This window comes from Kitasatospora sp. NPDC034035 (genome assembly GCF_055575755.1).
The window spans coordinates 110,139-136,618 of the sequence record NZ_JBVISA010000021.1; the positions used below are offsets into that span (position 1 = coordinate 110,139).

The following is a 26,480-nucleotide window of genomic DNA, read 5'->3' on the forward strand; positions in this document are numbered from 1 at the left end:
GCCGGCGGGTCAGCCGGCGAGTTCCTCGCGCAGGCGGCGGGCGGCGGCGACCAGGCTGTCCAGGGACGCGCGGGTCTCCGGCCAGCCGCGGGTCTTCAGGCCGCAGTCGGGGTTGACCCACAGCCGCTCGGCCGGGATGGCGGCGAGGCCGGCCCGCAGGAGGGTGAGCGCCTCGTCGGTGCTCGGGACGCGCGGGGAGTGGATGTCCCAGACGCCGGGGCCGACCTCGCGCGGGTAGCCGGCCTCGGCGAGCTCTCCGGCGACCTCCATGTGCGAGCGGGTGGCCTCCAGGGAGATGACGTCCGCGTCGAGGTCGTCGATCGCCGTCATGATGGCGCCGAACTCGGCGTAGCACATGTGGGTGTGGACCTGGGTGTCGGCGCGGACGCCGGAGGTGGCGAGGCGGAAGGACTCGGTGGCCCAGTCGAGGTACGCCGGGCGGTCGGCGGCCCGCAGCGGGAGGGTTTCGCGCAGGGCCGGCTCGTCGACCTGGACGACGGCGGCGCCCGCGGCCTCCAGGTCGGTGACCTCGTCGCGCAGGGCGAGGGCGACCTGGCGGGCGGTGTCGGCGAGCGGCTGGTCGTCGCGGACGAAGGACCAGGCGAGCATGGTGACCGGGCCGGTGAGCATGCCCTTGACCGGGCGGGCGGTCAGGCCCTGCGCGTAGCGGAACCAGTCGACGGTCATCGGGCGCGGGCGGGAGATGTCCCCCGCGAGGACCGGGGGCCGCACGTAGCGGGTGCCGTAGGACTGCACCCAGCCGTGCCGGGTGGCCAGGTAGCCGGTGAGCTGCTCGGCGAAGTACTGGACCATGTCGTTGCGTTCGGGCTCGCCGTGCACCAGGACGTCCAGTCCGGCCTTCTCCTGGTAGGCGATGACCTCGCGGACCTCGGCCGCCATCCGCTCGCGGTACGCGCCCGCGTCGATCCGACCGGCCGCCAAGTCGGCGCGGGCGACGCGCAGTTCGGTGGTCTGCGGGAAGGATCCGATGGTGGTGGTCGGCAGCAGCGGCAGGCCGAGCCGGGCGCGTTGGGCCGCCGCCCGGACGGGGTAGGGCTGGGCGCGGCGGGTGTCGGCCCCGGTGACGGCGGCGACCCGGGCCCGGACCGCCGGGTCGCGGGTGATCGGGGAGGTGGCCCGGGAGGCCAGGTCGGCGCGGTTCGCGGCGAGTTCGGCGGTGATCGCACCGGCGCCCTCCCGCAGACCGCGGGCCAGCAGGGCGACCTCGGCGGCCTTCTGCCGGGCGAAGGCCAGCCATCGGGCGATCTGCGGGTCGATGTCGCGTTCGGCGGCGGCGTCGATCGGCACGTGCAGCAGGGAGCAGGACGGCGCGACGTCCACGCTGTCGGCGAGGCCGAGCAGGGTCGCCAGGGTGGCCAGCGACTTCTCCAGGTCGTTGATCCAGATGTTGCGGCCGTCGACGACTCCCGCGACCAGCCGCTTGCCGGGCAGGCCGCCGGCGGCGGCGAGGTCGTTCAGGTTGGCGGCGGCCGGGCCGGTGAAGTCCAGCGCCAGGCCCTCGACCGGGGCCTTGGCGAGCACCGGCAGGGCGTCGCCGAGGCGGTCGAAGTAGCTCGCGACCAGCAGCTTGGGCCGGTCGGCGAGGCCGCCCAGCTCGCGGTAGGTGCGGGCGGCGGCGTTGAGTTCGGCCGGGGTGCGGTCCTGGACGAGGGCGGGCTCGTCCAGTTGCACCCATTCGGCGCCCGCCGCCCGCAGGTGGGCGAGCAGTTCGGCGTAGACGGGCAGCAGCCGGTCCAGCAGGGTGATCGGCTGGAAGTCCTCGGCCACCCCGGGAGCGGGCTTGGCGAGCAGCAGGTAGGTCACCGGACCGACCAGCACCGGCCTGGCGGCGTGGCCGAGGACGAGGGCCTCGCGCAGCTCGGCGACCGCCTTGGCCGGGTTCGCGGCGAAGACCGTGTCGGAGCCCAACTCCGGTACGAGATAGTGGTAGTTGGTGTCGAACCACTTGGTCATCTCCAGCGGCGCCACCTCCTGGGTGCCGCGTGCCATGGCGAAGTAGCCGTCCAGGGGATCGGTGTCGACCGCGGACCGGTGTCGGGCGGGGATCGCGCCGACGGCGACCGTCGTGTCCAGCACGTGGTCGTAGAGGGAGAAGTCTCCGGTCGGGACTTCCCCAACCCCGGCCTCGGCGAGCTGGGCCCAGCTCTCCCGGCGCAGGTCGGCGGCGGTGTTCAGCAGCGCCTCGGCGGTGACCGCGCCCTTCCAGTACCCCTCGATCGCCTTCTTCAGTTCCCGGTTGCGACCCTGCCGGGGGTAGCCGTACGCGGTGGCTGCGGTGGTGGTTGCGGCGCCGGTGGTGGTGGCGGTGGTGGCGACTGCGGTGGTGCTGGTGGTGGTCGCTGCGGACTTCGCTGTCAAGGGACTCTCCTTCGCGAGCCTGATTCCTCTGGTCCCCGATGACGGGACGAAGGCGCGAAGGGGTGACGAACCGGACGGGCGCCCGCACGTGGGCGCGGCTCCGTCTGGTAGGTACGCCGACCCGCCCTCGAGGTCACCGGATCTCCGCGCGCGATCGGTCGCGCGCGGGCAGTGGCAGGTCTTCGGACTCGCGGGCACAGCCGCCCTGCTTCCAGGGCGGACACCTACTGGCCGTCGCTTCCCAGACCCGTCCCGGGCCCAGTGCGTATGACGGCGGTCGTTCCCACTCACCGCTGCGGGGCAGTCCCGGATTCCCACCGGGTTCCCTCTTGCGACGCGCCTGCCTGGCGGACAGGGCGAACCAGCTGCACGGCCAGCTTAGGCGCAGGACCGCGGGAGCTGAACAGGGATTCGCTCAAATCGTCCGGATACTGGGACGGCGTCGACGCGAGGAGCGGCCGGAGGACCAGGCTTCCCCATCGCGGGAGTCGGAACATGACGGCTCGTCACGGCGGGACCCACCGACACCCACCGGCGTCGCGACCCGGCTCCGCCGGTGCGGAGCAGCCCGCCTCCGCCGGTGCGGAGCAACCCGCCTCATCCTCCGGACAATTGATGGGCAAAGCCCGGTAAAGGCTGCGAACGGCACCTTGAGGTTGTCGAACACCCGTCAGTAACCTCATGGCGGTGCCGAAGCGGCCGGGCCCGACCGTGAACGGTACGGGCCTCCGACATGCCCATGCATGTCATGGCCACACCACCCTGCTCACCCGGGGTGCGTGCCCCACCTCCCGTACAGCGCAAGCACCATGCCGGTCCACGGCCATCCGCCGTGGCCGACGAGCACCTGCACGTGATCCGTCAGCACGGGCCCGAGCCCGTCCCGGCGAGCACCCCAACTGCCGGCACCGGCCGCGCCCTCACCCCCACGGAGGGTCGACTCTTGCGCTTCCACTCCCCCAGCGGTGCGCGCCCTGCCCGGGCGCGCAGACTGCTCGCCGCCCTGCCCGCCTTCGCGCTGGCCGCCACCGGCCTGCTCGCGGCCACCGCCCCCGGCGCCGCCGCCGTCCCCGGCGGGACCGCCGGCACCGGCCCCACCACCGGTGTCACCACCAAGCACGTCTGCGCCGCCCCGACCCACCCCGGCGAAATGGCCTGCCTCGCGCTCGCCCGCACCGACCTCGTCCAGCACCTCGCCCTGGCTCCGGACATCAACCCCTCCGGCCTGGGCCCCAGCGACCTCGCCTCCGCCTACAACCTCCCGACCTCGGCCGGCGCCGGCGCCACCGTCGCCATCGTCGACGCCCAGGACGACCCCAACGCGGAGTCCGACCTCGCCACCTACCGCTCCCAGTACGGCCTGCCCGCCTGCACCACCGCCAACGGCTGCTTCAGGAAGGTCGACCAGCGCGGCGGCACCAGCTACCCGACCGCCGACAGCGGCTGGGCCGGCGAGATCTCGCTCGACGTCGACATGGTCAGCGCCGTCTGCCCCAACTGCCACATCCTGCTGGTCGAGTCCGACGACGCCAACATGAGCAACCTCGGCGCCGCCGTCAACACCGCCGTCTCGATGGGCGCCAAGTACGTCTCCAACAGCTACGGCGGCGGCGAGGACTCCACCGACCCGAGCTCCGACACCAGCTACTTCAACCACCCCGGCGTCGCCATCACCGTCTCCTCCGGTGACTCCGGCTACGGCGTCGAGTACCCGGCCGCCTCCCAGTACGTGACCGCCGTCGGCGGCACCAGCCTCAACCGCGCCTCCACCGCCCGCGGTTGGACCGAGAAGGTCTGGGGCAGCAGCTCCGGCGGCAACGGCGCCGGCTCCGGCTGCTCCGCCTACGACGCCAAGCCGAGCTGGCAGCACGACACCGGCTGCGGCAAGCGCACCGTCGCCGACGTCTCCGCCGTCGCCGACCCGGCCACCGGCGTCGCCGTCTACCAGACCTACGGCGGCTCGGGCTGGAACGTCTACGGCGGCACCAGCGCCTCCTCCCCGATCATCGCCTCCGTCTACGCCCTGGCGGGCACCCCGGCCGCCGGCACCGCCCCGGCCTCCTACCCGTACGCGCACACCGGCTCCCTGTACGACGTCACCAGCGGCGCCAACGGCAGCTGCTCCCCGTCCTACCTGTGCACCGCCGCCGCCGGCTACGACGGCCCGACCGGCCTCGGCACGCCCAACGGCACCGCCGCCTTCACCAACGGCAGCACCGGCGGCAACACCGTCACCGTGACCAACCCGGGCAGCCAGAGCACCGCCCAGGGCTCCGCCGTCAGCCTGCAGATCCACGCCACCGACTCGGCCTCCGGCCAGTCCCTCGGCTACGGCGCCACCGGCCTGCCCGCCGGCCTGAGCGTCGACGCCGCCACCGGCCTGATCACCGGCACCGCGAACACCGCCGGCACCTTCACCGTGACCGTCACCGCCACCGACGGCACCGGCGCCAGCGGCTCCACCACCTTCGGCTGGACCGTCACCGGCGCCGGCGGCGGCTGCACCCCCGCCCAGCTCCTCGGCAACCCCGGCTTCGAGACCGGCAGCGCCACCCCGTGGACGGCCAGCGCCGGCGTGATCGACAACTCCGGCAGTGAGCCCGCCCACGGCGGCAGCTGGAAGTCCTGGCTCGACGGCTACGGCTCCGCCCACACCGACACGCTCGCCCAGACCCTGGCCGTACCGGCCGGCTGCAAGGCCGCCCTCAGCTTCTACCTGCACATCGACACCGCGGAGTCGGGCAGCACCGCGTACGACAAGCTGACCGTCTCGGTCAACGGCACCACGCTGAAGACCTACTCCAACGTGGACGCCGCGGCCGGCTACCAGCAGCGCACCTTCGACCTCTCCGCCTACGCCGGCCAGAACGTCACCGTGAAGTTCACCGGCACCGAGGACAGCTCCCTCCAGACGAGCTTCGTCATCGACGACACGGCCCTCACCGTGTCCTGACCATCTCCTGACCGTACGATCCGTGGGGCTGCGGCAGCCGGCTGCCGCAGCCCCACCGCCTTCCACCCGTCGGCAGCGGCGGACCACCGGGCGGGGTGGTGCGCCTGCCGAACGGTCAGCCGCTCTGCGCGCCGGCCGTCAGCAGGCCGGCCGACTTCCGGTAGGTATCCGGGGTGTGGCCGGTCTGCCCGGCCCTCCGGCCCTCTCGCGCGCGCCGCGCGGCAGGGCCTCGGGGCGGGGGGGTCAGCTCAGGGTGCGGACTGCGGCGGCGTCGTAAGGGTGCAGGTCGGCGAAGCGGCCGGCGAGGACCTTCGCGGCCCACTGCGGGTCCTGGAGGAGGGCGCGGCCGACGGCGACCAGGTCGAACTCGTCGCGCTCCAGCCGGTCGAGCAGGTTGTCGATGCCCTGGACCGGGGCGCCCTCGCCCATGAAGGCGCGGACGAAGTCGCCGTCGAGGCCGACCGAGCCGACGGTGATGGCGGTGCGGCCGGTGAGCTTCCTGGTCCAGCCGGCCAGGTTGAGGTCGGAGCCGTCGAACTCGGGGATCCAGTAGCGGCGGGTCGAGGCGTGGAAGGCGTCGGCGCCGGCCTCCGCGAGCGGGGTGAGGATCGCTTCCAGTTCCTGCGGGGTCTCGGCGAGGCGGGCGTCGTAGTTCTCCGCCTTCCACTGCGAGTAGCGGAAGATCACCGGGAACTCGGGGGAGACGGCCTCGCGCACCGCCGCGACGACCTCGGCCGTGAACTTCGTCCGGGCGACCGGGTCGCCGCCGTAGGCGTCGGTACGGCGATTGGTGCCCGCCCACAGGAACTGGTCGAGCAGGTAGCCGTGCGCGCCGTGCAGCTCGACGCCGTCGAAGCCGATCCGTTCGGCGGCCGCGGCGGCCTCGGCGAACGCGCCGATGACGGCGTCCAGGTCGGTCCGGGTCATCGCCCGCCCGGTGCCCTCGGTGCCGTCCAGCCGGATGCCGGACGGGCCGACGGCGGGGGCGTCGGCGAACGGCGGGTCGCCCTGCTTGCGCACCATGCCGATGTGCCAGAGCTGCGGCACGATGGTGCCGCCCGCCGCGTGGACGTCCTGCGCGACGCGGGCCCACCCGGCCAGCTGTTCCTCGCCGTGGAAGCGCGGGATGTCGTCGCTCTGGCCGGCGGACTCGTGGCCGACGTACGTTCCCTCGGTGACGATCAGGCCGACGCCCGCGGCGGCGCGGCGGGCGTAGTACCCGCGCACGTCCTCGCCGGGCACGCCGCCCGGGGAGAACTGGCGCGTCATCGGCGCCATCACGATGCGGTTGGGCACGGTCAGCCCGTTGATCGTGACGGGCCGGGACAGGATCTCGGCCGCGCGGGAGGCGAAGGGGTCGGCGGCCGCAGCGGGCTCGGTGACGGTCATGGGGATTCCTCGCGGGTAAGGGGTGGTGTGCGCCGGGACGAAAACGGTTGCCCGTGCCAACCACCTCGGCGGCCCCCGCATTTCGCCGACCGCGCGAACCCCCCTGTGATCCGCGCCACTCCCCCGAGGTGGGGCGGCTTCGGCAAACCGACATCACGCATCGACGTTCAGTGGCGAGGGAGTCTCGAAGTCCCTTCGGATTTCAGGCCGGTGGGCTACGCTGTCCGGCTATGACGACCGGGACGGCCTTGCGCCGCACACGGATCGGTGACCCGGCGCTCCTCTGAGCGCCGTACGGGCCGGGGCGGGCCCGCTGTTCGATCGAGGATCCTGCGCTGCCGCGCGAGCCCCGCCTCCGTCGTGTTGACCACAGGCTCGACACATCGACCACGACAGGAGAACGCATGCCCACGAAGACGTTGCAGATTCCCACCGCGGACGGCCAGGCCGACGCTTTCGCCGCCTTCCCCGACGACGGCGAGCGGCACCCCGGGGTGCTGATGTACGCGGACGCCTTCGGCATCCGGCCCGTGCTGCGGGAGATGGCCTGCGAACTGGCCGGGCACGGGTACTACGTGCTCGTCCCCAACTACTTCTACCGGCACGGCCCGACACCGCTGCTCGACCTTCCCGAGCACATCGGGGGAGAGGCCCGGTCCGCGCTCATCGCCCAGGTGATGCCCTTGATCCAGGCGCACACCGCCGAACGCGTCCTGAGCGACGCCGACGCCTACCTCGGGTTCCTCACCGCCCAGCCCGAGGTCCGTCCCGGACCGGTCGCGGTGACCGGGTACTGCATCGGCGGCCTCCTGGCGGTGCGCACCGCCGCGGCGCACCCCGGCCAGGTGGCCGCCCTCGCCGGATTCCACGGCCCCGTGGGCGTCGCCGGGCCCGACAACCTGCACCGCCTCACCGCCGAGGTCCACTTCGGCCACGCCGAAACCGACCTGACGCCCGAGGCTCTCGGCGAGCTCAACCAGGTCCTCGATGCCGCGGGTGTCGGCTACACCTCCGAGATCTACCCCGGCACCGTCCACGGCTTCACCATGGCCGACACCGACGCCTTCAACCCCGCCGCACTGCAACGCCATTGGGAGCGCCTGCTCCCCCTCCTCGGCCGCACCCTGAAGCCGACCGCCCGGTAGGACGCTCGGCGCCGACCGGGCCAACCCCTCCCTCCCGGCTCAGGCCAAGCCGGGAGGGAGGGGCGGAGGGGCGGAGGAGCGGAGGGGCGGAGGGGCGCGGGAGACGCCGGGGGTAGCGGGCGCCCCGGGGCTCGGGTGGGACGAGCCGGGGCTGTTCAGGCCGAGTGGGAAGGCGTCTCCTTCATGCCGTCGACGATCGCGCGCGCCGTGATGGCATGGGTGAAGACGACCGTGCCGGGCGTGATCAGGTCGTGGTCGCCGGATGTGCCCTCGACCTGGACCGTGCGCTCGCCGAGGAAGGTGAACGACGCACTGTCGAAGATCCACTCGGTGCGCTGGCCGGTCTTCTCCTCGAACCGGGCCACCGCGACCCCGTGGCGGCCGACGGCGTCGACCGCGTCGTCCACCTGGACCACGCCGGGGATCTTGGCGGCGGCCCTGTAGAGCGCGGCGGAGAGCTGGGCGGACGGGTAGCTCTCGATGAGCAGATCGCCGAGGGTGGTGAACGCCTCCGCGTCCGGGCCGGGGCCGTGGCCCGCCGTCTCCGTGTAGATCTTCTTCAGCAGGGCGTCGGGGTCGGTGGGGAGGGCGGCCAGGTAGTCGTAGGACGGCGCGTTGAGGTACGGCTCGACCTTCGAGTCCAGGGAGATGCCGTCCTTGTTCTGCTGGTCGATCAGCCAACCCCGCCGGCCGTCCGGCGACGTCCAGGTCCGGCGCGTGTTCAGTGCGTCGCTGACCACCGAGCTCTTGCCGTCGACCGTCCGCACATAGCTGCCGGCGACCTTCGACTCGATGTAGACGAACTGGCCCGCCCTCGCCGGCGGGGCTGCGGTCTCCTGGGCGGCCAGCGAAATCCGGTCGAGCAGCTGGACGACCCCGTGCGCGTCGGCGGCGCCGACGGTGGTGGTCAGGGCGGGGCCGGTGCCCGAGGTGGCGGCCTGGTCCGGGCCGCCGCTCAGGCTCAGGCCGGCTCCGACCAGGACGGCGCCCGTCAGGACGCATGCCGCCACCGGCAGGAGGATCGCGCGGCGCAGGAACGGGTTGCGCGGCTTGGGGGTGCTGATTCGGGCGGGGCCGGAGACGGCGTTGTCGAGGTCTTCGTGGATCCGGGCCATCAGGCTCTCCTTGTGGAACTCGTGGCGGCCCGTCGGAAGATCCCGCGCCACGACCGGCAGGAGCCCATCGGTCTCCGGCCACTCAGCCGGGTGCGGCTGGGAGGGGCTGGCGTTCATCGGTTTCCTTCCGGTACGGGCCGGACCGCTGTCGCGCGGTCCCCAGTTATCTGTCGAGTCCGGCGGGCGGGTTCCCGTCTGTCCGCCGTCAGTTCCGCCTGTGCGAGCTTGCGCAGCCTGGTACGGGCGCGGGACAGGCGGGAGCGGACGGTCCCGAGGGGGATGCCGAGGGCCTCGGCGGCCTCGGCATACTCCAGGCCCTCCCACAGACACAGGATCAGGACCTCGCGTTCGGGACGGCGCAACGAGCCCATGGCGGCCATCGTGGCGGCGATCCGGCGCCGGTCGTCCACCCGGCCGGCCACGTCCTCGGCATGGTCGGGTATTTCCACCACCGAAGGCCCCGTCGCGGCGAGCGCTGCGGCCGCGGCGCGGTAGCGCCGGTTGCTGCGGCAGTGGTTGCGGGCGAGGTTCGTCGCGATGCCCAGCAACCACGGCCGCAGCGACCCGCCCTCGGCGGCCACCCTGCCGCGCAACCGCCAGGCCTCCATGAACGTCGCCGACATGACGTCCTCGGCGGCCGACCAGTCCGCGGTGAGACGGAAGGCGTGGTTGTAGACGGATCGGGCATGGAGGTCGAACAACTCCCCGAAGACGTTCGGGTCCCCGGCCCGTACCCGGGTTCGCATATCTGTGATCACTCCTATGGGCTGTCCGGCACCCGGGAGCGAGTTCCCGTGACCTGCGTCACCCGGTCAGTCGTGGTCGGCGGCGAAGGGTCCCTCGTCGACGAAGCGGCGCAGGAGGCGGGCGAAGTCCCGGGCGTCGGCCTGCGGCCAGGTGGCGAGCGAGTCCTCGATGCCGGCGGCGAGCCGCTGCCGGGTGGCCGCGATGACGGCGTGACCGTCATCGGTGAGGGCGAGCAGGGTGGCGCGGCCGTCGGCGGGGTCGGGGCGGCGTTGGAGCAGGCCGGCCTGTTCGAGGCGGTCGGCGCGGCGGGTGACGGTGGTGCGGTCGAGTCCGATCTCGCGGCCGAGGTCGGCGGCGCTGTACGGGCCGGTGCGGGCCAGGCCGCTGAGGACCGGGTAGGTGAGGTCGTCGACGGCCTCCCCCAGCCCCTCGGTCAGGCGGGTGTAGAGGCGGGCCCGGGTGCTGCGCCGTAGGAGCAGCCCGAGGGCGTCGGCGATGTCGTGTCCTGTCTCGTGCTTCACCCCTCCAGAATAACGTGCTTCGCACACGCTTTTCCCGTACCCCCGCCGGCCGGGCTCGCAGAGTGGCATCCGCTGCCGCAGGCGGCGGAACTCGGCGACCACGGGGTGCGCCGCACCCGCCGGCAGGACCTCGCGCTGGTCGACCACTGGCGCCGCCACCTGGAACACCCCGAGGCCTACCTGCGCCACATCATCGACTGAACCTCTCCGGGCGGTGCCGTCGTGCGCGCTCGGCGGGCGGTCGTCACCGTGAAGACGGCCGAACGGTTGGCACGCCGTGCGAATCACCTGGGCCACGACCACCCGCCCCCGGAGGCCCGGAACCCGGTGTCCACGGGGCGCGTCCTCCATGTCGGTCGGCATGCCGTAGGGTGCCGCGCCGACAGGCACGGCCGACGGCCGGGGGACGGCGGGCACGACAGGGACGGGAGCACGGGACGATGGACGACCGGACGCAGCAGGGCGACAGACCCGGCGGGAGCGGCACGCAGCCCGCCGCTCCCGCGCCCGCCCTCCTTCCACCGGCGCCCGAGGACGCGCGCGCCTGGGAACTCCCGGACTACCTCCACGGACGCGAGCTCGGCGCCGGCGCCAGCGGCCGCGTCGTGCTCGCCCACCACCGGGAGACCGGCACCCCGGTCGCGATCAAGTACCTCCACGACCGCGTCGGCACGCCCGCGCTGCGCGCCGAGGCCGAGGTCCTCGCCCGGATCGACTCCCCGCACATCACCCGGCTCTACGAGTACGTGGAGGGGGCGCAGGGCTCGGCCATCGTGATGGAGCTGGTGGACGGCATCGCCCTGCGCGACCTGCTGCGGGCGGAGGGCGCCACCACCGCGCAGGCGGCCCTGGTGGTGCTGAAGGGCTCCCTGCTGGGCCTGGCCGCCGCCCACGAGGCCGGTGTGGTGCACCGCGACTACAAGCCCGCCAACGTGCTCGTCGACGCGGCCGGCACCTCGAAGCTGGTCGACTTCGGCATCGCGGTGCCCAGCGGCGACGAGCGCGACGTCTCCGGCACCCCCGCCTACATGCCGCCCGAGCAGTGGGCGGGCCGTCCGGCGTCCCCGGCCGGGGACGTCTACGCCGCCACCGTCACGTTCTTCGAGTGCCTCACCGGTGCCCGCCCCTTCGACGGCGCCACGATCGCCGAACTCGCCGTCCAGCACGCCGAGGCACCGATCCCCGCCGACCAGGCGCCCGACCTCGTCCGGCCGCTGATCCTGGCGGGTCTGGCCAAGGATCCCGGGGCCCGCCCCGACAGCGCCGCCGCGTTCGTCCGCGAGCTGGAGGCGGTGGCGACGACCGGTTACGGGCCGGACTGGGAGGAACGGGGCCGCCTCGACCTCCTCGCCCTGCTCGCCCTGCTCGCGGCGCTGCTGCCCGGCGCCGGCGCGGCCGGCGGCGTCACCTCGCTGGCCCACACCTCCCTGGGCTCCCAGACCTCCCTGGGTTCCCGGACCGCGCTCGGCCCCCAGGGTTCCGGCTCCGTACCCGGCGCCGCCCGGGCCCAGGGCGTGCTGCGCCGGGTCCCGGCCCGCCCCGGCGTGCTCCTGCGCAACCGTGGCAAGGCCCTCACCGGGGTCGCGGCCGGCGCCCTCACCCTGGCCACGCTGGCCGGCCTGGCGGTCGCGGGGGCCACCGACGGCGGTGCCCGGACGGTCGTCGGCGCCGCCTCCCCCCAGGCGACCACCAGCCTCGGCCCGCAGCAGCCGACGGACGGCGCCTCCCCCGCCCCGAGCGACAGCGACAGCGACACGGCGAGCCCGACGGCTTCGCCCACGGCCACCCCGGGCACGCCCAGCGGCACCCCGACCGCGGCGCCGACCGCCGCGCCCACCGTCAAGGCGCCCACAGCACCGGCCACGCCGGCCCCGCCCGCCCCCGGCCTCCCGCCGACACCGTCCACCCCCGCCGTACCGGCCCCCACCACGGCCGCGCCGACCCCCGTCACCGCCCCGCCGAACCCGAGCCCGACTCCGACTCCGACGGTCGCCCCCGCCACCCTGGCGGTCGACTCTGTCAGCCTGAACTCCCTGACCTGCAGCGGCCGTTGGAGCCTGACCGCGACGGTCACGGTGACGGCCCACGGCGCCGGCAGCGGGACGCTGACGCTCAGCTGGTACCACAGCTCGGGCGGCCGCGCGGTCACCGTCGCGACCGACACCGTGGCGGTCCAGAACGGCACCGCCACCATCACCCGCGCGCACGACTTCGGCTCGGCCGACACCTTCCCCACCTGGGGCGTGCGCGTCACCACCACGCCGGCGGCGGCCAAGCCGGGCCAGACATCCGCCGAGACGGCCGCCTTCCTCTGCAACCCGCCCCGCTGACGTCCCTTCACCGCCGCCCGTACGGGCCCCCTCCCCTGCCTTCCGCCTTCCGTCTTCCGTCGTCGCCCCTGCCCCGCGCCCGTCCCCGTCCCCGTCCCGGAGAAGTCATGCCTGAGCCCCGCCCCGACTCCGCCCCCGACCCGGGCGCGGAACACACCATCGCTCTCGGCGCGCGCCCGGCCACCGGCAGCGGTGCGGACGTCGGAGTCGGCACGGGCCCGGACGCGGGCGAGACGACCGTGCGGCTGCCCCGGGAGGCCGAAGCGCGGGCCGAGGCCGAGGACGAGGAAGAGGCGGCGAACGCGACCTTCCTCGACCCCCGCGTCTGGCGCAGCACGCCGCCGAGCGGGGAAACCATCACCCTCACCGACCCCGCGCGGGCCGGAGAGAGCACCACCCCGGCCGAGGTCCAGGACGCCGAAGCAGAGCCAGCCGTCTCCGCCGCACCGCAGGAACGGCCCCTCGCCCCAGGGGAGTTGCGCCGCTTCGGTCCCGGCGTCCCCCCGCGGGCCGCCGCCGCGTGGCACGGCCGGGCGACGCCGGAGGCCGGGCCGCCGCGGCGCGCCCGCCGGGTGTGGCGGTGGCTGGCACCGCTGGTCGTCGCCCTCCTGGCCCTCGCGGCCTTCCTCTTCTGGCGCCACCTGCGCGGCCCGGCGCTGGCCGTCACCGGCGTCACCGTGACCGTCGACCCGGCGAGCCCCGGCTGCGCGGGCACCGCAGTGGCCACCGCCGTGGTGGAGTCCAACGGCGGCTCCGGCGCCCTGCGCTACCGCTGGCTGCGCAGCGACGGCACCGCCTCGGACGAGATCGTCCAGGACGTCCGCTCCGGCGCGCACCACACCGACCTGGTGCTGCACTGGAGCTTCGAGGGCCAGGGCTCACTCCAGGCCACCGCCACCCTGGAACTCCTCACCCCGACCCCCCGCACCGCCGCCGCCTCCTTCAGCTACCACTGCCCCTGAGCCCTGCCCCGAGCCCTCGGGGCTTCGGCGGTCGACGTCGGCCGGGCGTCCTCGACTATGACGGGGGCCCGCCGAACTGCCAGTTGTGCACCTCGATGTCGGCGTACCGCCCCGGGGTCAGGATGGCGCGCGCCGCGTCCGGGTCCGGCGCCCGGAGCAGCACCGCCGTGCCCAGCCAGATGGCGCCGTCGTCGGACAGCAGGGGCCCGTAGGCGATCAGCCCGTCCCGGTCGGGCGGCACCGCGAGGTCGGCGGCCTGCCCCGTGCCGAGGCCGAGCACCAGGTACCGGTTGCCACCTGTCCGACCGCCGGGAAAGTCCCACATGGTGCGTCCCAGCATGTTGCGCCACCGTCGCAGCAGCACGTCCCGATAGGCGCCGGCCTGGTAGTTCGGCTCGTCGAAGGCGAACGCGCGGGCGGCGGTGGGATCCGGCAGGTCGACGATGTGCACGCTTCCGGTGGGCGTGCCGTCGGCGGCGAGGGTCGGGCCCCGGGCGATCATCTCCTTGGCGTACCGGTCCATGTACGACCAGTGCTCTTCCAGCAGTTCGTCGCGCAGCGGCGGGGAACCGGGCCGGTCGCGGTGGTAGCAGAGAAACTCCATGCCCGAGGATCGCGTAGAAGGGGTCACCGGGTCGAGCGGGTTTCACCGCACTCGCTCGACGCTCCACCTCGGCAGGTACTCGAAGAACGCGACGGCCTCCTCCCGCCACCGGGGACGCCATCCGGCGGCTTCCGTGGCGGCCGCGTGCGCGTGGCGCCGCATGTCCGCCCGCATCCGGTCGGGGATGCCGTGGCGGTGGGCGATGTCGCGGATGGCGGCGATGGTGTCCTCGGGGCAGGCTCCGTCGCCGAGTGCGGACTCCACCAGGGCCCGTTCGGCGTCGGTGGCCGCTGCCAGGACGGCGCGGACGGTGTAGTTGCGCCGCCCCTCCCGGATGTCCGCTCCGGTGGGCTTGCCCATGGTCCCCGCGTCGCCGAAGAGGTCCAGGTAGTCGTCGCGCATCTGGCCGCAGATCCCCACCAGCCGGGCGTAGCGCCGCAGTTCCTTGTCGTGGGGGGCGGGCTGGACGCCTGCGGCGAGCAGCCCCATCTGCATCGGGGCGAGGACCGAGTAGCGGGCGGTCTTGTAGTCGGCCACGTCGTGCAGCATGTCCTCGTCCGGGTCCGCGGTGAAGTCCCGCTCCAGGTCGATGATCTGGCCGACGAAGGTGGCCGAGGCCGCGCGCGTCTGCACCTCGACCATGGCCTGTCGCACCGGCAGCGGGGCCCGGGAGTCGAGGAGGACCTGCAGGGACAGGGCGAGTGCGAGGTCGCCGGCGAGGAGGGCGAGCCCGAGCGCGGCCTGCGGCCGGTCGGGGAACTGCCCCCGGTAGGCGTAGTAGGTGGAGGGCCCGCCCCGGCGGGTGGGGCTGTCGTCGATGATGTCGTCGTGGACCAGCCCGTGGGTCTGGAGCAGTTCGATGCTCAGCGCGGCGTCGTCCAGCCCCTCCACGGGCTCGGCGGTGACCAGGCGGGCGGCCTCGAAGAGCAGGGCCACCCGCATCCGCTTGCCGCCGCGCAACGACAGGTCCCGCAGCAGAGCCAGACAGCCCGGGGTGAACCGGCTGAACGACGGAGCGTCGAAGGCGGCGGCCAGGTCCTGGAAGTACTGCTCGGACAGCGTGTTGAACCGGCGCTCGTACCCGGCGAGGCGGGCCCTGATCTGCTCGGCGGGGACGGCGGCGGTACCGGTCACGAAGGTGTCTTCCGTTCAGGCGGCGATGCGGGTCAGGCGGCGGTGCGTGCCCGCGCGGACGCGCAGGCACCACGCACCCGGCAGTGGTCGGGCACCATGCTGCCCCACCGGTGCCCCCACCGCCGCCCCCTAGGCCTGGGCCAGGCTCCTGGGCCGGATGTCGGTCCAGGTGGTCTCGATGTGGTCGACGCAGTCCTGCCGCCCGGCCGGGCCGAAGGTCTGCTGCCAGCCGGCGGGGGCCGGGGCGAAGGCCGGCCACAGGGAGTGCCGGCCCTCGTCGTTGACCAGGACCAGGTAGTCGGCGTCGGGGTCGTCGAAGGGGTTCGTCATCGGGTCGTCCTCTCTGATGGGTGGGGACGGCGCGGTCACCGGCCGCGCAGTTCCAGGGTGCAGCACTTGACGCTGCCGCCGGCCTTGAGGAGTTCGGTGAGGTCCACGCCGATCGGCTCGAAGCCGCGCAGGCGCAGTTCGCCGATCAGGTGGGTGGCCGATTCGGGCAGCAGGACGTGGCGGCCGTCGGAGAGCGCGTTGAGGCCGAAGACGGCGGCGTCCTCGTCGGTGGCCAGGATGGCGTCCGGGAAGAGTTCGCGCAGCACCGCGCGGCTGCCCGGGGTGAAGGCCGCCGGGTAGTACATGACCTCGTCGTCGGAGAGGACGGCGAGGGCCGTGTCCAGGTGGTAGAACTCCGGGTCGACCAGGGTCAGGCTCGTCACCGGGACGCCGAAGAACTCCTGGGCCTCGGCGTGCGACCGCTGGTCGGTGCGGAAGCCGGTGCCGGCCAGCAGGCGGCGGCCGGCCAGCAGGTAGTCGCCCTCGCCCTCGTTGATGTGCTCGGGCCACAGGAGGTCGGAGTAGCCCTGGTCGCGGAACCAGGAGAGGTAGGCCGGGCCCTCGGCCGTGCGCTCGGCGTGGCGGAAGCGCGCGCCCAGGACCTTCCCGTCGATCACGGTGGCGCCGTTGGCCGCGAAGACCATGTCGGGCAGGCCGGGCAGCGGGTCGATCTCCTCGACGGTGTGGCCGAGTTCGCGGTAGAGGTCGCGCAGCCCGGTCCACTGGGCGAGCGCGCGCTCGCCGTCGACCGGCTTCTCCGGGTGCATCCAGGGGTTGATGGAGTAGCTGACGCCGAAGTGGCTGGGCCGGCACATCAGGAAGCGTCGCGGGCTCGCGGTGCGGACCGGCGGCCGCTCGCGCGGGCCCGGTCGGGCGGTGTCCGTCATGGACGTGGTTCTCCTTGGTCTGCGCGGTGCCCGGGGGAAGGCCGGGTCCGGGTCGGTCGGGGGTGTCCCCGTTTCAGTCGATGAGCCGCCGGCGCATCCCGCGGACGGCCAGGTACCAGGCGAGGGCGGCGAAGCCGGCCAGCACGGCCCCGTGCAGCGCGTCGGCCGCCCCGAGCGTCCCGAAGGCGGCGTGCCGGACCGTCTGCATGCAGTGGTAGATCGGGTTGACGGCGGCGACGGCGTGGACCCAGCCGGGCAGGCCGTCCAGCGGGAAGAACACGCCGGCGGCCATCACCAGCGGGGTCAGCACGCCGGAGACCACGAGCCGCAGCCAGTCGATGGCCGGCACCAGGCAGGACACCCACATGCCGAGCAGGGCGAAGGCGAAGCCGGAGACGAGCGCCACCAGCGGTACGAGCAGCAGTTCCGGCGTCGGCGGGAGGCCGATGGCGAGGGTGACCAGCAGCGGCGTGGTGCCGTACACGGAGGACTTGACGGCGATCCAGGAGGCCTCGGCGGTGACCAGTTCCCAGACGTCGACGGGCTGGCAGAGGACGGCGTCGTAGATCTTCTGGTACTTGCGGCGGTTGAAGCTCTCGAACATCCCGGCGAAGGCCGAGGCGAAGAGCACCGAGGTGACGACCATGCCGACGCCGACGAACTGCGGGTACGGGTGGCCCTGGACGGAGTCGATCAGCCGGCTGAAGCCAAGACCGAAGCCGGTCATGTAGACCAGCGGCTCGATCAGCGAGCCGAAGGTGACGGCGGGCCAGTAGCGGCGGAAGAGCAGCAGTTCGCGCAGCCAGACCGCGCGCATGGTCGGCCACAGGGCCGGCGGGCGGCCGGGTTCGGCGGCGGGGCCGGCCTGTTCCCGGGTTCGGGGCGTGGGCGTCGCCGTGGTCATCGGGTGTCCTCTTCTCTGGGGGTCGGCGGGCCGGCCCCCGCCGGTGGCCGGTGCGCGCCCCGCCGGCCGGGCCCGTCGGGGGCGGCCGGCCGGCGGGGCGCGGCGGCGGGGGCGGTTGTCAGCCGAACAGTTCGCCGGTCAGGGCGACGAAGACGTCCTCCAGGGAGGTCGGGCGCAGCACGTCCGGCGGCCCGAGGCGCTCGTGCAGGTGCGCGGAGATGGTCTCGGCCCGCAGGACGGAGACGGCCGGCCCGGTGCGGCGGCTGGGCAGCCCGGCCCGGGCGGCTTCGGCCTCGACCAGTTCGCGCCGGGCCGCGTCGCCCCGGTACTCGGCGGCCTGGGCGCCCGCGTGCGCGCGCAGCAGTTCCGCGGGGGTGCCCCGGGCGATCAGCCGGCCGCCGAACACCACGGCGACCTCGTCGGCGAGCCGCTCGGCCTCCTCGATGTAGTGCGTCGACATCACCACGGTGGTGCCGCTCTCGCGCATCCCGTCGATGACATCCCACAGGTCCTGGCGGATCTGCGGGTCGAGGCCGACGGTGGGCTCGTCCATGAGCAGCAGCCGCGGGTTGTTGACGATGCCCCGGGCGAGCAGGACCCGGCGGCGCATGCCGCCGGAGAGCGCGTCGGCCCGGGTGTCGGCGCGGTCGGTGAGGCGGACCGCGGCCAGGGCGCGGTCGACGGCGTCACGATACCCGGCGCGCGGCAGGGCCGTGAAGCGGACGAAGACGTCGAGGTTCTGCCGGACCGTCAGTTCGGGGTCGATATTGTCGTGCTGCGGCACGACGCCGACCAGGGAGCGGGCCCGGCGGGAGTCGTCCGGCATCCGGTGCCCGAAGACCTCCACCGTGCCCGAGTCCGCCCGGGTCTGTCCGGTGAGCATCCGCATGGTGGTGGACTTGCCGGCGCCGTTGGGCCCGAGCAGGCCCAGGAACATGCCGGCCGGCACCTCCAGGTCCAGGCCGCCCACCGCCGTGGTGGCGCCGAAGGTCTTGACCGCACTGCTGATTCGGACGGCAGGGGTGTCCACGCGGGCCGCTCCTTTCGGGAAGGCTCTGGGAAGTGACCGGGGCAGTCGCGCGAGTCGCCGCCCCGGTGGGCCGGCATCCTCCGGCCCCGGGAATTCGGGCCCGTTCCGGGCGGGCCGGAGCGCATTTCGGGTCGACCCGATTCTGAACAACGGCCTCCGGGGCGTGGCCGGTTCACATCCGATCGAACACCTGGCGCACACTCATCTAACCGCAGAATCGGGCTTGTCAGGAACCCGCTCGAGAGGGTTCCCATGTCCATGACCCGGTGTGTATGTTGACGGAAGATCAACGCCGCCGGATCCGTTTTCACGTGGCTCATCCGGGGGGAGATTCGACTCAATCACCCGCTGCACACCCGATTTTCGACATCGGTGCGCAGCGGTGTCGTTCGCATGCTCCTTCCTCGGTGGTCCCCCTGCGGCAGCACTGCCTGTTGCCTGATCGAGGAGATGTGGATGCAATCCGACGAACCGTTCACCGGGAACGTCCACCTGCGGACCGCGGAAGCCGAGGACGCCGGGGCCGTCACCGAGGTCTTCCTGGCCTCGCGCGCCGCGACCATGCCGTATCTCCCCCGCCTGCACAGCGACGAGGCCACCCTGAGCTGGATCACCCACGTGGTGCTGCCGGGTTCGCGGGTCTGGCTGGCCGAGGATGCCCGCACCCGGGCCCTCCTGGGCTTCGCCTCGCTCGACGGCAACCTGCTCGACCACCTCTACCTGCGCCCCGACGCGCGCCGTCGCGGCATCGGCACGCTGCTGCTGGAAGCCGTCAAGTCGGCCGGTCCGCAGGAGCTTTCGCTGCACGTCTTCCAGAAGAACACCGAGGCCCGCGCCTTCTACGAGCGGCACGGCTTCGTCGTGGTGGACACCGACGACGGCAGCCGCAACGAGGAGAACGAGCCCGACATGACCTACCGCTGGACCGCGTGACGCCCGCCCGCACCGAGCGGTAGTACCCCGCCGAGGGACGTCGGCGGCCCCCAACGGCCAAGAGCCACCGGAAAACCACCATCCGGCCCGCCCCGCCCACCAGGCCGGCGGGCGGGTTCACCTGGAGGGATGCCCCGTGCTGGGCGAACACAGCCTGCCGGCGGAAACACCGCTCTCGTACGCGCAGTTGGCGCTCTGGTTCAACGACCGTCTCCAGGGCGGCGACGCCTCGTACAACGTTCCGGTGGCGATGCGGCTGACCGGCCCGGTCGACCCCGAGGCCCTCCGGTCCGCGCTGGCGGACGTGGTGGGGCGGCACCCGGCACTGCGCACTGTCCTCCCCGACCGGGACGGCATACCGCGCCAGCACGTGCTGCCGACGGCGGAGGTGCCGTCGATACTCACCGTGGTGCCCGCCGGCGAGGCGGAGCTGCCCGCCCTGATCGACGCCGAGTCCGGGCACGTCTTCGACCTGCGGACGGAAATCCCGCTGCGTGTAAGGCTGTTCGTGCTCGGTCCGCAGGAGCACGTGGTGCTGATGGTGCTGCACCACATCGCCGGCGACGGCTGGTCGCTGGCCCCGCTGGCCCGCGACCTGAGCACCGCTTACCTGGCCCGGACGCAGAACCGGGCCCCCCTCTGGTCCCCACTGCCCGCCACGTACACCGAGTTCGCCGTGCGCCAGCACGCTGACCTCGGTGACCTGGACGACCCGCAGAGCAGTGGCGGACGCCAACTCGCCTACTGGCGCGATGCCCTGGCCGGCCTGCCGGACTTCCTGGAACTGCCCACGGACCACCCCAGGCCCGCCGCGATGTCGCACCGGGGCGAGTACTTCCCCTGGAACCTCCCGGCCGAGCTGCACCGCGAGCTGCTGGCGCTCTCCCGTACCTGCCGGGTCAGCATGTTCATGGTGCTCCAGGCCGCGCTGGCCGTGGTGCTGACCCGCTCCGGGGCCGGGACGGACATCCCGATCGCCAGCCCGATCGCGGGCCGCACCGACGAACGCTACGACGAGGTCGTCGGGTACTTCGTCAACCCGCTGGTCCTGCGTCTGGACACCTCCGGCGACCCGACCTTCCGCCAACTGCTCAAGCGGGTCCGGCGCACCGACCTCCAGGGCTTCGCCCACCAGGAGTTCCCGTTCGAGCGGCTGATCACCGCGCTCAACCCGCGCCGCTCTCTGGCCTGGCACCCGCTGTTCCAGGTGATGCTGGCCTTCCAGAACACCCCCGAGGCGGCCCTCACACTGCCCGGCATCCACACCGAGATCGCCGAGGCGGGCCCGGGCGGCGCCAAGTTCGACCTGTCCTTCAACATCCGTGAGCTGCACGACGCCGACGGCGCCCCGGCCGGGCTCGGCTGCTTCGTCGAGTACAGCACCGACCTGTTCACCCGGGACGGCGCCGAGGCCCTGACCGCCCGCCTCGGCCGGCTGCTCGCCGCGGCCGCCGCCGACCCGGACCGGCCGATCGGCGGGTACGACCTGCTCTCCGCCGACGAGCGGCGGGACGTCCTCGACCGCGCCGCCGGGCCGGCCCTGCCCGCCGCCACCGCCACCTACCACGCCGCCTTCGAGCAGCGCGCCGCCCTGGACGGCGAGGTCACCGCCCTCGTCGCCGAGGACGGCCGGCTCACCTTCGCCGAGGTCAACGAGCGGGCCAACCGGCTCGCCCGGGAGCTCGTCCGGCGCGGGGCCGGTCCCGAGCGGTACGTCGTGCTGGCGCTGCCGCGCACCACCGACCTGCTGATCGCGCTGCTCGCCGTGCTCAAGTCCGGTGCCGCCTACATCCCGGTCAGCCCCGCCGCGCCGCGCGAGCGGCTCGCCGGGATCATCGCCGACGCCGCCCCGGTCTGCGTGCTCGCCACCGCCGCGGACGCCGCCCGGCTGCCGGACACCGCACCCGTGCTGGTCCTGGACGAGCCCGCGGTCCGGTCCGCCGTCGCCGCCCACCCCGGCGGCGACCTGACCGACGCCGACCGGACCGGTCCCACCGGCCCGCTCGACCCCGCCTACGTCATCCACACCTCCGGGTCGACCGGCGTCCCCAAGGGCGTGGTGATCCCGCACGGCGGCCTCAGCAGCCTGATGCAGCACCACCGCACCCGGATGGTCCGGCCGTCCGGCGGCCCCGGGGGCCGGCGCCTCCAGCTCGGCCTGGTCGCCTCGATCACCTTCGACACGGCCTGGGAGCCGCTGTTCTGGCTGCTGGAGGGCCACCCGCTGCACCTGCTGAGCGACGAGGTCCGGCTCGACCCGCGGGCCCTGGTCGACTACGTCCGCCGCGAGCGCCTGGACTTCCTCGACCTCACCCCGACGTACGTCCCGGCGCTCACCGCGGCCGGCCTGTTCGCCGCCGAGCAGCACCGCCCGACCGTGCTGATGCTCGGCGGCGAGGCGGTGGGCCCGGCCCTGTGGACCGAGCTTTCCGCCCTGCCGGACGTCGAGGTGTTCAACTACTACGGCCCGACCGAGTGCACCGTCGACGCGCTGGCCTGCAACCTGACGGACAGCGACACCCCGGTCATCGGCCGCCCGCTCGACAACACCCGGGCCCAGGTGCTGGACGAGCAGCTCCGCCCCGTCCCGCTCGGCGTGCCCGGCGAGCTGTACCTGTCCGGGCCGCACCTGGCCCGCGGCTACCTGCGCCGCCCCGGCCTCACCGCCGAGCGCTTCGTCGCGGACCCGTACGGGCCGCCCGGTGCCCGGATGTACCGCACCGGCGACCTCGCCCGGATGCGCCGCGACGGCCAGGTGGAGTACCTCGGCCGGGCCGACGGGCAGGTCAAGATCCGCGGCTTCCGGATCGAGCCCGGCGAGGTCGAGGCGGTGCTGCTGCGCCACCCCGCCGTCCTGCAGGCCGCCGTCCTGGCCCGCGGCGACAGCGCCGAGGAGCGCTACCTGGCCGCCTACCTGGTGACCGAGGACGGCAGCGCCCCCGACCTCGCCGAGGTGCGCGAGCTGCTGGCCGGCCGGCTGCCCGACTACATGATCCCGGCGGCGTACGCCGTGCTCGACCGGCTGCCGCTCAACTCCAGCGGCAAGCTGGACGGTTCAGCGCTGCCCGAGCCCGGGCTGCGGGCCGCCACCGGCCCGTCCCGAGCCCCCCGGGACGCCCGGGAGGCCGCGCTCTGCGTGCTGCTCGCCGAGGTGCTCGGCGTCGCCGAGGTCGGCCCCGACGACGACTTCTTCGCGCTCGGCGGCCACTCCCTGCTCGCCACCCGGCTGGTCAGCCGGGTGCGCACCGCGCTGGGCGCCGAACTGCCCATCCGGGCGGTCTTCGAGAGCCCCACCGCCGCGGGACTGGCCCGCCTGGTGGAGACCGGCCGATGTCGCCCGGTGCTGACCGCCGCCGCCCGCCCCGAGCGGATCCCGCTCTCGCACGCCCAGCGCCGGCTCTGGTTCCTCCAGCAGCTGGACCCGCTGAGCGACGCGTACCACATCCCGCTCGCCCTGCGCCTCACCGGCGCCCTGGACGCCGACGCGCTCGCCGCCGCGCTGCACGACTGCGCCGTCCGCCACGAGGCGCTGCGCACCGTCTTCCCCGCCGACGCGGACGGCCCCCGGCAGCTGGTCCTCGACCCGGACCGGCTCCCCCCGCTGCTGCGCCGCCCCGACCCGGCCGACGCCACCGCGGCCGGCTCCGCGCCGGTGACCGGGGACGGCCTGGCCGAGGCCCTGCGCACCGCCGCCGCCCGGCCCTTCGGCCTCGCCGCCGAGCCGCCGCTGCGCGCCGACCTGCTCGCTCTCGCGCCCGACCGGCACGTCCTGCTGCTGACGGTCCACCACATCGCTTGCGACGGCTGGTCGCTGGGCCCGCTCGCCCGCGACCTGGGCACCGCCTACCGGGCCCGGGCGGCCGGCCGCGCACCCGAGTGGACCGACCTGCCCGTCCAGTACGCCGACTACACCCGGTGGCAGCGCGAGCTGCTCGGGGACGACCAGGACCCGGGCAGCCCGGCCGCCCTTCAGTGGCAGTACTGGAGCAGGGCCCTGGACGCCCTGCCCGAGGAGATCGCGCTGCCGGTGGACCGGCGCCGCACCGCCGAGACCGGCGCGCCGGCCGGCCGCGTCCCGCTGCGGCTGGCCGGCCCGGACCACCGGGCCCTGGCGGACCTCGCCCGGGAACACGGCGCCAGCCTCTTCATGGCCGTCCAGGCCGGTCTGGCGGCGCTGCTCACCCGCCTCGGCGCCGGCACCGACATCCCCGTCGGCACCCCGATCGCCGGCCGCACCGACGAGGCCCTGGACGACCTGGTCGGCTTCTTCGTCAACACCCTGGTGCTGCGCACCGACACCGGCGGCGACCCGGGCTTCCGTGAGCTGCTGCTCCGCGTCCGGGACGCCGACCTGGCCGCCTACGCCCACCAGGACCTGCCGTTCGAGCGGATCGTCGAACTGGTCAACCCGGAGCGTTCCCCCGGCCGCCACCCGCTCTTCCAGGTCGCCCTGGTGATGGACCAGAGCGGTCCCGCCGTGGACATCCCCGGCCTGGAGACCGAGTTGCTCACCGCCGGCCCGGCACCGGCCAAGTTCGACCTCACCCTCACCCTGAGCACACCGGCCGAACCGCACGACGAGCTGATCGGCGCCATCGAGTACCGCACCGACCTGTTCGACCGGGCCACCGTCGAGGCGATCGCCGGCCACCTGGTCCGGCTGCTCGGCGCGGTGGCGGCCGACCCCGAGCAGCCGATCGGACGGCTCCCGCTGGCCTCGGAGGGCGAGCGGGCCCGGCTGCTGGCGGAGTCCCTCGGCGAGCGCAGGGACCTGGCGCCGACCACGCTGGCCGCACTCGTGCGGGAGGGGCTCGCCGCGCCGTCCGGCACCCCGGCGCTGGTCTTCGCGGGCCGGGCGCTCGGCCCCGCCGAACTGGACCGCCGGATCGAGGCGATGGCCCTGCGGCTCGCCGCCGCGGGCGTCCGCCCGGGCAGCCGGGTCGCGGTGGCCGTGCCCCGCTCGGTGGAGCTGGTGGTGACGCTGTGCGCCGTCCACCGGGCCGGCGGCGCCTACCTGCCGCTCGACCCCGGCGCCCCGGCCGACCGGCTCGCCCTCGTGCTGGCGGACGCCCGGCCGGCCGCCGTGGTCGCCGCCCCGGAGCAGTTCGCAGCCCTGAGCCCCACCGAGGGCGTGCCGTGCCTGTCGCCGGAGGACCTGCCGGCGCCCGAGGGCGCCACCCTGACCGCCCCCGGTCCCGAGGACACGGCGTACGTCATCTACACCTCCGGCTCGACCGGACGCCCCGAGGGCGTGCTCGTCCCGCACCGGGCCGTCGTCAACCGGCTGGAGTGGGGCCAGGAGGAGTACCGGCTGGCATCCGGCGACGCGGTGCTGCAGGAGACCTCGGTCGGCTACGACATCCCGGTCCCGGAACTCTGCTGGCCGCTGATGACCGGCGCCACCCTGGTGCTGGCCGAGTCCGACGGCCACCGCGACCCGGCCTGCCTGGCGGAGCTGATCCGACGCCAGAACGTGACCGTCGCCCGGTTCGTGCCGTCCGTGCTGGACGCCTTCCTGCAGGACCCGGCGGCCGCCGACTGCACCGGGCTGCGCCTGGTGGTGGCCGGCGGCGAGGCGCTGTCGGCGGCCACCGTACGCCGGTTCCGGCAGGTGCTCCCGGGCGTCCGGCTGGACCACCTGTACGGCCCCGCCGAGGCGGCCGTCGAGGTGACGGCCTGGGAGTGCGGGCCGGCCGACGAGCAGCCCCGCCCGGTGCCGATCGGGCGGCCGGTCCGGAACACCGGCGCCCACGTCCTGGACGCCGCCCTGAACCCCGTCCCGGCGGGCGTGCCCGGTGAGCTCTACGTGTCCGGCGAGCAGCTCGCGTACGGCTACCTCGGCCGCCCGGCGCTCACCGCCGAGCGCTTCGTCGCCGACCCGCACGGAGCGCCGGGCAGCCGGATGTACCGCACCGGCGACCTGGCCCGCCGCCGCCGTGACGGCGCGGTGGAGTACCTCGGCCGGGCCGACGGTCAGGTGAGGGCGCGCGGCGGACGGATCGAGCTCGGCGAGGTCGAGGAGAGCCGGGCCCGGGAACCGCGGACACCGGCCGAGCGCGCACTGGTCGCGCTCTTCGCCGAGGAGCTCGGCGTGACCGAGGTCGGGCCGGACGACGACTTCTTCCTGCGCGGCGGCCACTCGCTGCTGCTGATCCGGCTGGTCGAGCGGATCCAGACGGAGCTCGGTGTGGAGCTGCCCGTGCGGGCGATGTTCGAGGCACCGACCCCGGCCCGGCTCGCACAGTGGCTGGCGGAGCGTCGGCCGGAGGCCGCCGACGCGGCCTTCGAGCCGCTGCTGGCGCTGCGCAGCGCCGGCACCCGGGCGCCGCTGTTCTGCGTCCACCCGGTGACCGGCCACGGCCTGGGCTTCCTCGGTCTGCTGCGCGGCCTCGACCCGGCCCAGCCGGTGCACGCCTTCCAGGGCGTCGGCCCGGTCGGCGGCGGGCAGCGGCCCGCGACCCTGGACGGGCTGGCGCGGGAGTACCTGGCCCGGATCCGGGCCGTCCAGCCGCACGGCCCCTACCGTCTGCTCGGCTGGTCCTTCGGAGGGCTGGTCGCCCACCAGATCGGCGTCCTGCTGCGCGAGGCGGGCGAGGAGGTCGACCTGGTCGCGCTGCTGGACAGCCATCCGGCGACGGCGGAATCCGGCGAGGTCACCGACTCCGTCGTGGTGGCCGAGCTGCTGACGGCGATCGGCGCGTCCGACGCCGAGGTGGCCGCCGTCCGGTCGGGCCGGTGGCGGCCGAAGCCGTCGGAGCTGCTCGACCGGCTGGCCGTCGCGCTCCGCGAGACCGCGCCGCGCGACGAGGACCAGCTGGCGGTGCTCCTCGACTCCTGCCGCTACCACGCCCAGTTGATGACCGGCTGGGCACCGGGGGTGCTCGACGCCCCGCTGCTCGCCTTCACCGCGACGGCCGACCACCGGTCGGACGGGACGGTGGCCACGTGGTCGGCCCACACCACCGGGCCGGTGGTGGAGCACCCGGTCGCCGCCCGGCACCTGGACCTCACCAAAGCCGGACCGATCGACGAGATCGCCCGGGTCGTCGCCGCCGCCCTCCGCCGGGCCGACCAGGGCCGGCGATGACGGTCCGTCCGGCGCGCCGCGGACGGACCG

Annotated in this window: 17 protein-coding genes and 1 riboswitch; of the genes, 6 read left to right on the forward strand and 11 right to left on the reverse strand. The window is 74.4% G+C overall.

Annotation, left to right across the window (positions count from 1 at the left end):
• Positions 1 to 9: 9 nt before the first annotated feature.
• Positions 10 to 2,379 (reverse strand): 5-methyltetrahydropteroyltriglutamate--homocysteine S-methyltransferase, encoded by a 2,370-nt coding sequence (gene metE / locus ACZ52J_RS27580; protein WP_465622535.1) that lies wholly within the window; start codon positions 2,377 to 2,379, stop codon positions 10 to 12.
• Between the two features lie 156 nt (positions 2,380 to 2,535).
• Positions 2,536 to 2,761: riboswitch (cobalamin riboswitch) on the reverse strand.
• Between the two features lie 561 nt (positions 2,762 to 3,322).
• Between metE and ACZ52J_RS27585 the strand changes: the two genes are divergently transcribed.
• A complete protein-coding gene (locus ACZ52J_RS27585) occupies positions 3,323 to 5,332 on the forward strand; it encodes a putative Ig domain-containing protein (RefSeq protein ID WP_465622591.1) in 2,010 nt (669 codons plus the stop codon).
• 243 nt (positions 5,333 to 5,575) lie between these two features.
• On the opposite strand, the gene ACZ52J_RS27590 is transcribed toward ACZ52J_RS27585, so the two are convergent.
• Positions 5,576 to 6,721 (reverse strand): NADH:flavin oxidoreductase, encoded by a 1,146-nt coding sequence (locus ACZ52J_RS27590; RefSeq protein ID WP_465622536.1) that lies wholly within the window; start codon positions 6,719 to 6,721, stop codon positions 5,576 to 5,578.
• A gap of 404 nt (positions 6,722 to 7,125) precedes the next feature.
• On the opposite strand from ACZ52J_RS27590, the gene ACZ52J_RS27595 reads away from it, so the two are divergent.
• Entirely contained in the window at positions 7,126 to 7,866 is a 741-nt protein-coding gene (locus ACZ52J_RS27595) for a dienelactone hydrolase family protein (RefSeq protein ID WP_465622537.1), read from the forward strand.
• Positions 7,867 to 8,021: 155 nt separating this feature from the next.
• Here ACZ52J_RS27595 and ACZ52J_RS27600 read toward each other — a convergent pair whose 3' ends face one another.
• The 3 genes from ACZ52J_RS27600 to ACZ52J_RS27610 form a co-directional block, all read right to left on the reverse strand.
• Entirely contained in the window at positions 8,022 to 9,098 is a 1,077-nt protein-coding gene (locus ACZ52J_RS27600; protein ID WP_465622539.1) for a CU044_5270 family protein, read from the reverse strand.
• Positions 9,095 to 9,727: an RNA polymerase sigma factor gene (locus tag ACZ52J_RS27605; protein WP_360504418.1), complete on the reverse strand. Its 633-nt coding sequence runs from the start codon at positions 9,725 to 9,727 to the stop codon at positions 9,095 to 9,097. Before ACZ52J_RS27605 ends, ACZ52J_RS27600 begins: the two co-directional genes overlap by 4 nt.
• Positions 9,728 to 9,793: 66 nt before the next feature.
• Complete coding sequence (locus ACZ52J_RS27610) at positions 9,794 to 10,249, reverse strand: MarR family winged helix-turn-helix transcriptional regulator (RefSeq protein ID WP_465622540.1); 456 nt, start codon at positions 10,247 to 10,249, stop codon at positions 9,794 to 9,796.
• A 440-nt stretch (positions 10,250 to 10,689) separates the two neighbouring features.
• On the opposite strand from ACZ52J_RS27610, the gene ACZ52J_RS27615 reads away from it, so the two are divergent.
• Together ACZ52J_RS27615 and ACZ52J_RS27620 are read left to right on the forward strand one after the other, a co-directional pair.
• Positions 10,690 to 12,579, forward strand: coding sequence for a serine/threonine-protein kinase (locus tag ACZ52J_RS27615; protein WP_465622541.1), 1,890 nt, complete (start codon positions 10,690 to 10,692; stop codon positions 12,577 to 12,579).
• Positions 12,580 to 12,686: 107 nt separating this feature from the next.
• Complete coding sequence (locus ACZ52J_RS27620; RefSeq protein WP_465622542.1) at positions 12,687 to 13,541, forward strand: hypothetical protein; 855 nt, start codon at positions 12,687 to 12,689, stop codon at positions 13,539 to 13,541.
• Between the two features lie 55 nt (positions 13,542 to 13,596).
• On the opposite strand, the gene ACZ52J_RS27625 is transcribed toward ACZ52J_RS27620, so the two are convergent.
• From ACZ52J_RS27625 to ACZ52J_RS27650, 6 genes are all read right to left on the reverse strand, one after another.
• On the reverse strand, positions 13,597 to 14,145 hold the full coding sequence (locus ACZ52J_RS27625) for a YciI family protein (RefSeq protein WP_465622544.1): 549 nt from the start codon (positions 14,143 to 14,145) through the stop codon (positions 13,597 to 13,599).
• A gap of 42 nt (positions 14,146 to 14,187) precedes the next feature.
• Entirely contained in the window at positions 14,188 to 15,279 is a 1,092-nt protein-coding gene (locus tag ACZ52J_RS27630) for a polyprenyl synthetase family protein (protein WP_465622546.1), read from the reverse strand.
• A gap of 129 nt (positions 15,280 to 15,408) precedes the next feature.
• A complete protein-coding gene (locus ACZ52J_RS27635; protein ID WP_360504430.1) occupies positions 15,409 to 15,609 on the reverse strand; it encodes an MbtH family protein in 201 nt (66 codons plus the stop codon).
• A 35-nt stretch (positions 15,610 to 15,644) separates the two neighbouring features.
• Positions 15,645 to 16,496, reverse strand: coding sequence for a dimethylargininase (ddaH, locus tag ACZ52J_RS27640; RefSeq protein ID WP_360504432.1), 852 nt, complete (start codon positions 16,494 to 16,496; stop codon positions 15,645 to 15,647).
• A gap of 73 nt (positions 16,497 to 16,569) precedes the next feature.
• Positions 16,570 to 17,400, reverse strand: coding sequence for an ABC transporter permease (locus ACZ52J_RS27645; RefSeq protein ID WP_360504434.1), 831 nt, complete (start codon positions 17,398 to 17,400; stop codon positions 16,570 to 16,572).
• Between the two features lie 118 nt (positions 17,401 to 17,518).
• Complete coding sequence (locus ACZ52J_RS27650) at positions 17,519 to 18,430, reverse strand: ABC transporter ATP-binding protein (RefSeq protein ID WP_360504436.1); 912 nt, start codon at positions 18,428 to 18,430, stop codon at positions 17,519 to 17,521.
• A gap of 456 nt (positions 18,431 to 18,886) precedes the next feature.
• Between ACZ52J_RS27650 and ACZ52J_RS27655 the strand changes: the two genes are divergently transcribed.
• Together ACZ52J_RS27655 and ACZ52J_RS27660 are read left to right on the forward strand one after the other, a co-directional pair.
• Positions 18,887 to 19,363 (forward strand): GNAT family N-acetyltransferase, encoded by a 477-nt coding sequence (locus ACZ52J_RS27655; RefSeq protein ID WP_465622550.1) that lies wholly within the window; start codon positions 18,887 to 18,889, stop codon positions 19,361 to 19,363.
• A gap of 136 nt (positions 19,364 to 19,499) precedes the next feature.
• On the forward strand, positions 19,500 to 26,450 hold the full coding sequence (locus tag ACZ52J_RS27660; RefSeq protein ID WP_465622551.1) for an amino acid adenylation domain-containing protein: 6,951 nt from the start codon (positions 19,500 to 19,502) through the stop codon (positions 26,448 to 26,450).
• The last annotated feature ends 30 nt before the right edge of the window (positions 26,451 to 26,480 follow it).

Excerpts from the sequence above, each read along its gene's own strand:
- ACZ52J_RS27590 (WP_465622536.1), bottom strand. The coding sequence starts at position 6,721 with ATGACCGTCACCGAGCCCGCTGCGGCCGCCGACCCCTTCGCCTCCCGC.
- ACZ52J_RS27595 (WP_465622537.1), top strand. The coding sequence starts at position 7,126 with ATGCCCACGAAGACGTTGCAGATTCCCACCGCGGACGGCCAGGCCGAC.
- ACZ52J_RS27600 (WP_465622539.1), bottom strand. The coding sequence starts at position 9,098 with ATGAACGCCAGCCCCTCCCAGCCGCACCCGGCTGAGTGGCCGGAGACC.
- ACZ52J_RS27605 (WP_360504418.1), bottom strand. The coding sequence starts at position 9,727 with ATGCGAACCCGGGTACGGGCCGGGGACCCGAACGTCTTCGGGGAGTTG.
- ACZ52J_RS27615 (WP_465622541.1), top strand. The coding sequence starts at position 10,690 with ATGGACGACCGGACGCAGCAGGGCGACAGACCCGGCGGGAGCGGCACG.
- ACZ52J_RS27620 (WP_465622542.1), top strand. The coding sequence starts at position 12,687 with ATGCCTGAGCCCCGCCCCGACTCCGCCCCCGACCCGGGCGCGGAACAC.
- ACZ52J_RS27625 (WP_465622544.1), bottom strand. The coding sequence starts at position 14,145 with ATGGAGTTTCTCTGCTACCACCGCGACCGGCCCGGTTCCCCGCCGCTG.
- ACZ52J_RS27635 (WP_360504430.1), bottom strand. The coding sequence starts at position 15,609 with ATGACGAACCCCTTCGACGACCCCGACGCCGACTACCTGGTCCTGGTC.
- ddaH (WP_360504432.1), bottom strand. The coding sequence starts at position 16,496 with ATGACGGACACCGCCCGACCGGGCCCGCGCGAGCGGCCGCCGGTCCGC.
- ACZ52J_RS27645 (WP_360504434.1), bottom strand. The coding sequence starts at position 17,400 with ATGACCACGGCGACGCCCACGCCCCGAACCCGGGAACAGGCCGGCCCC.
- ACZ52J_RS27655 (WP_465622550.1), top strand. The coding sequence starts at position 18,887 with ATGCAATCCGACGAACCGTTCACCGGGAACGTCCACCTGCGGACCGCG.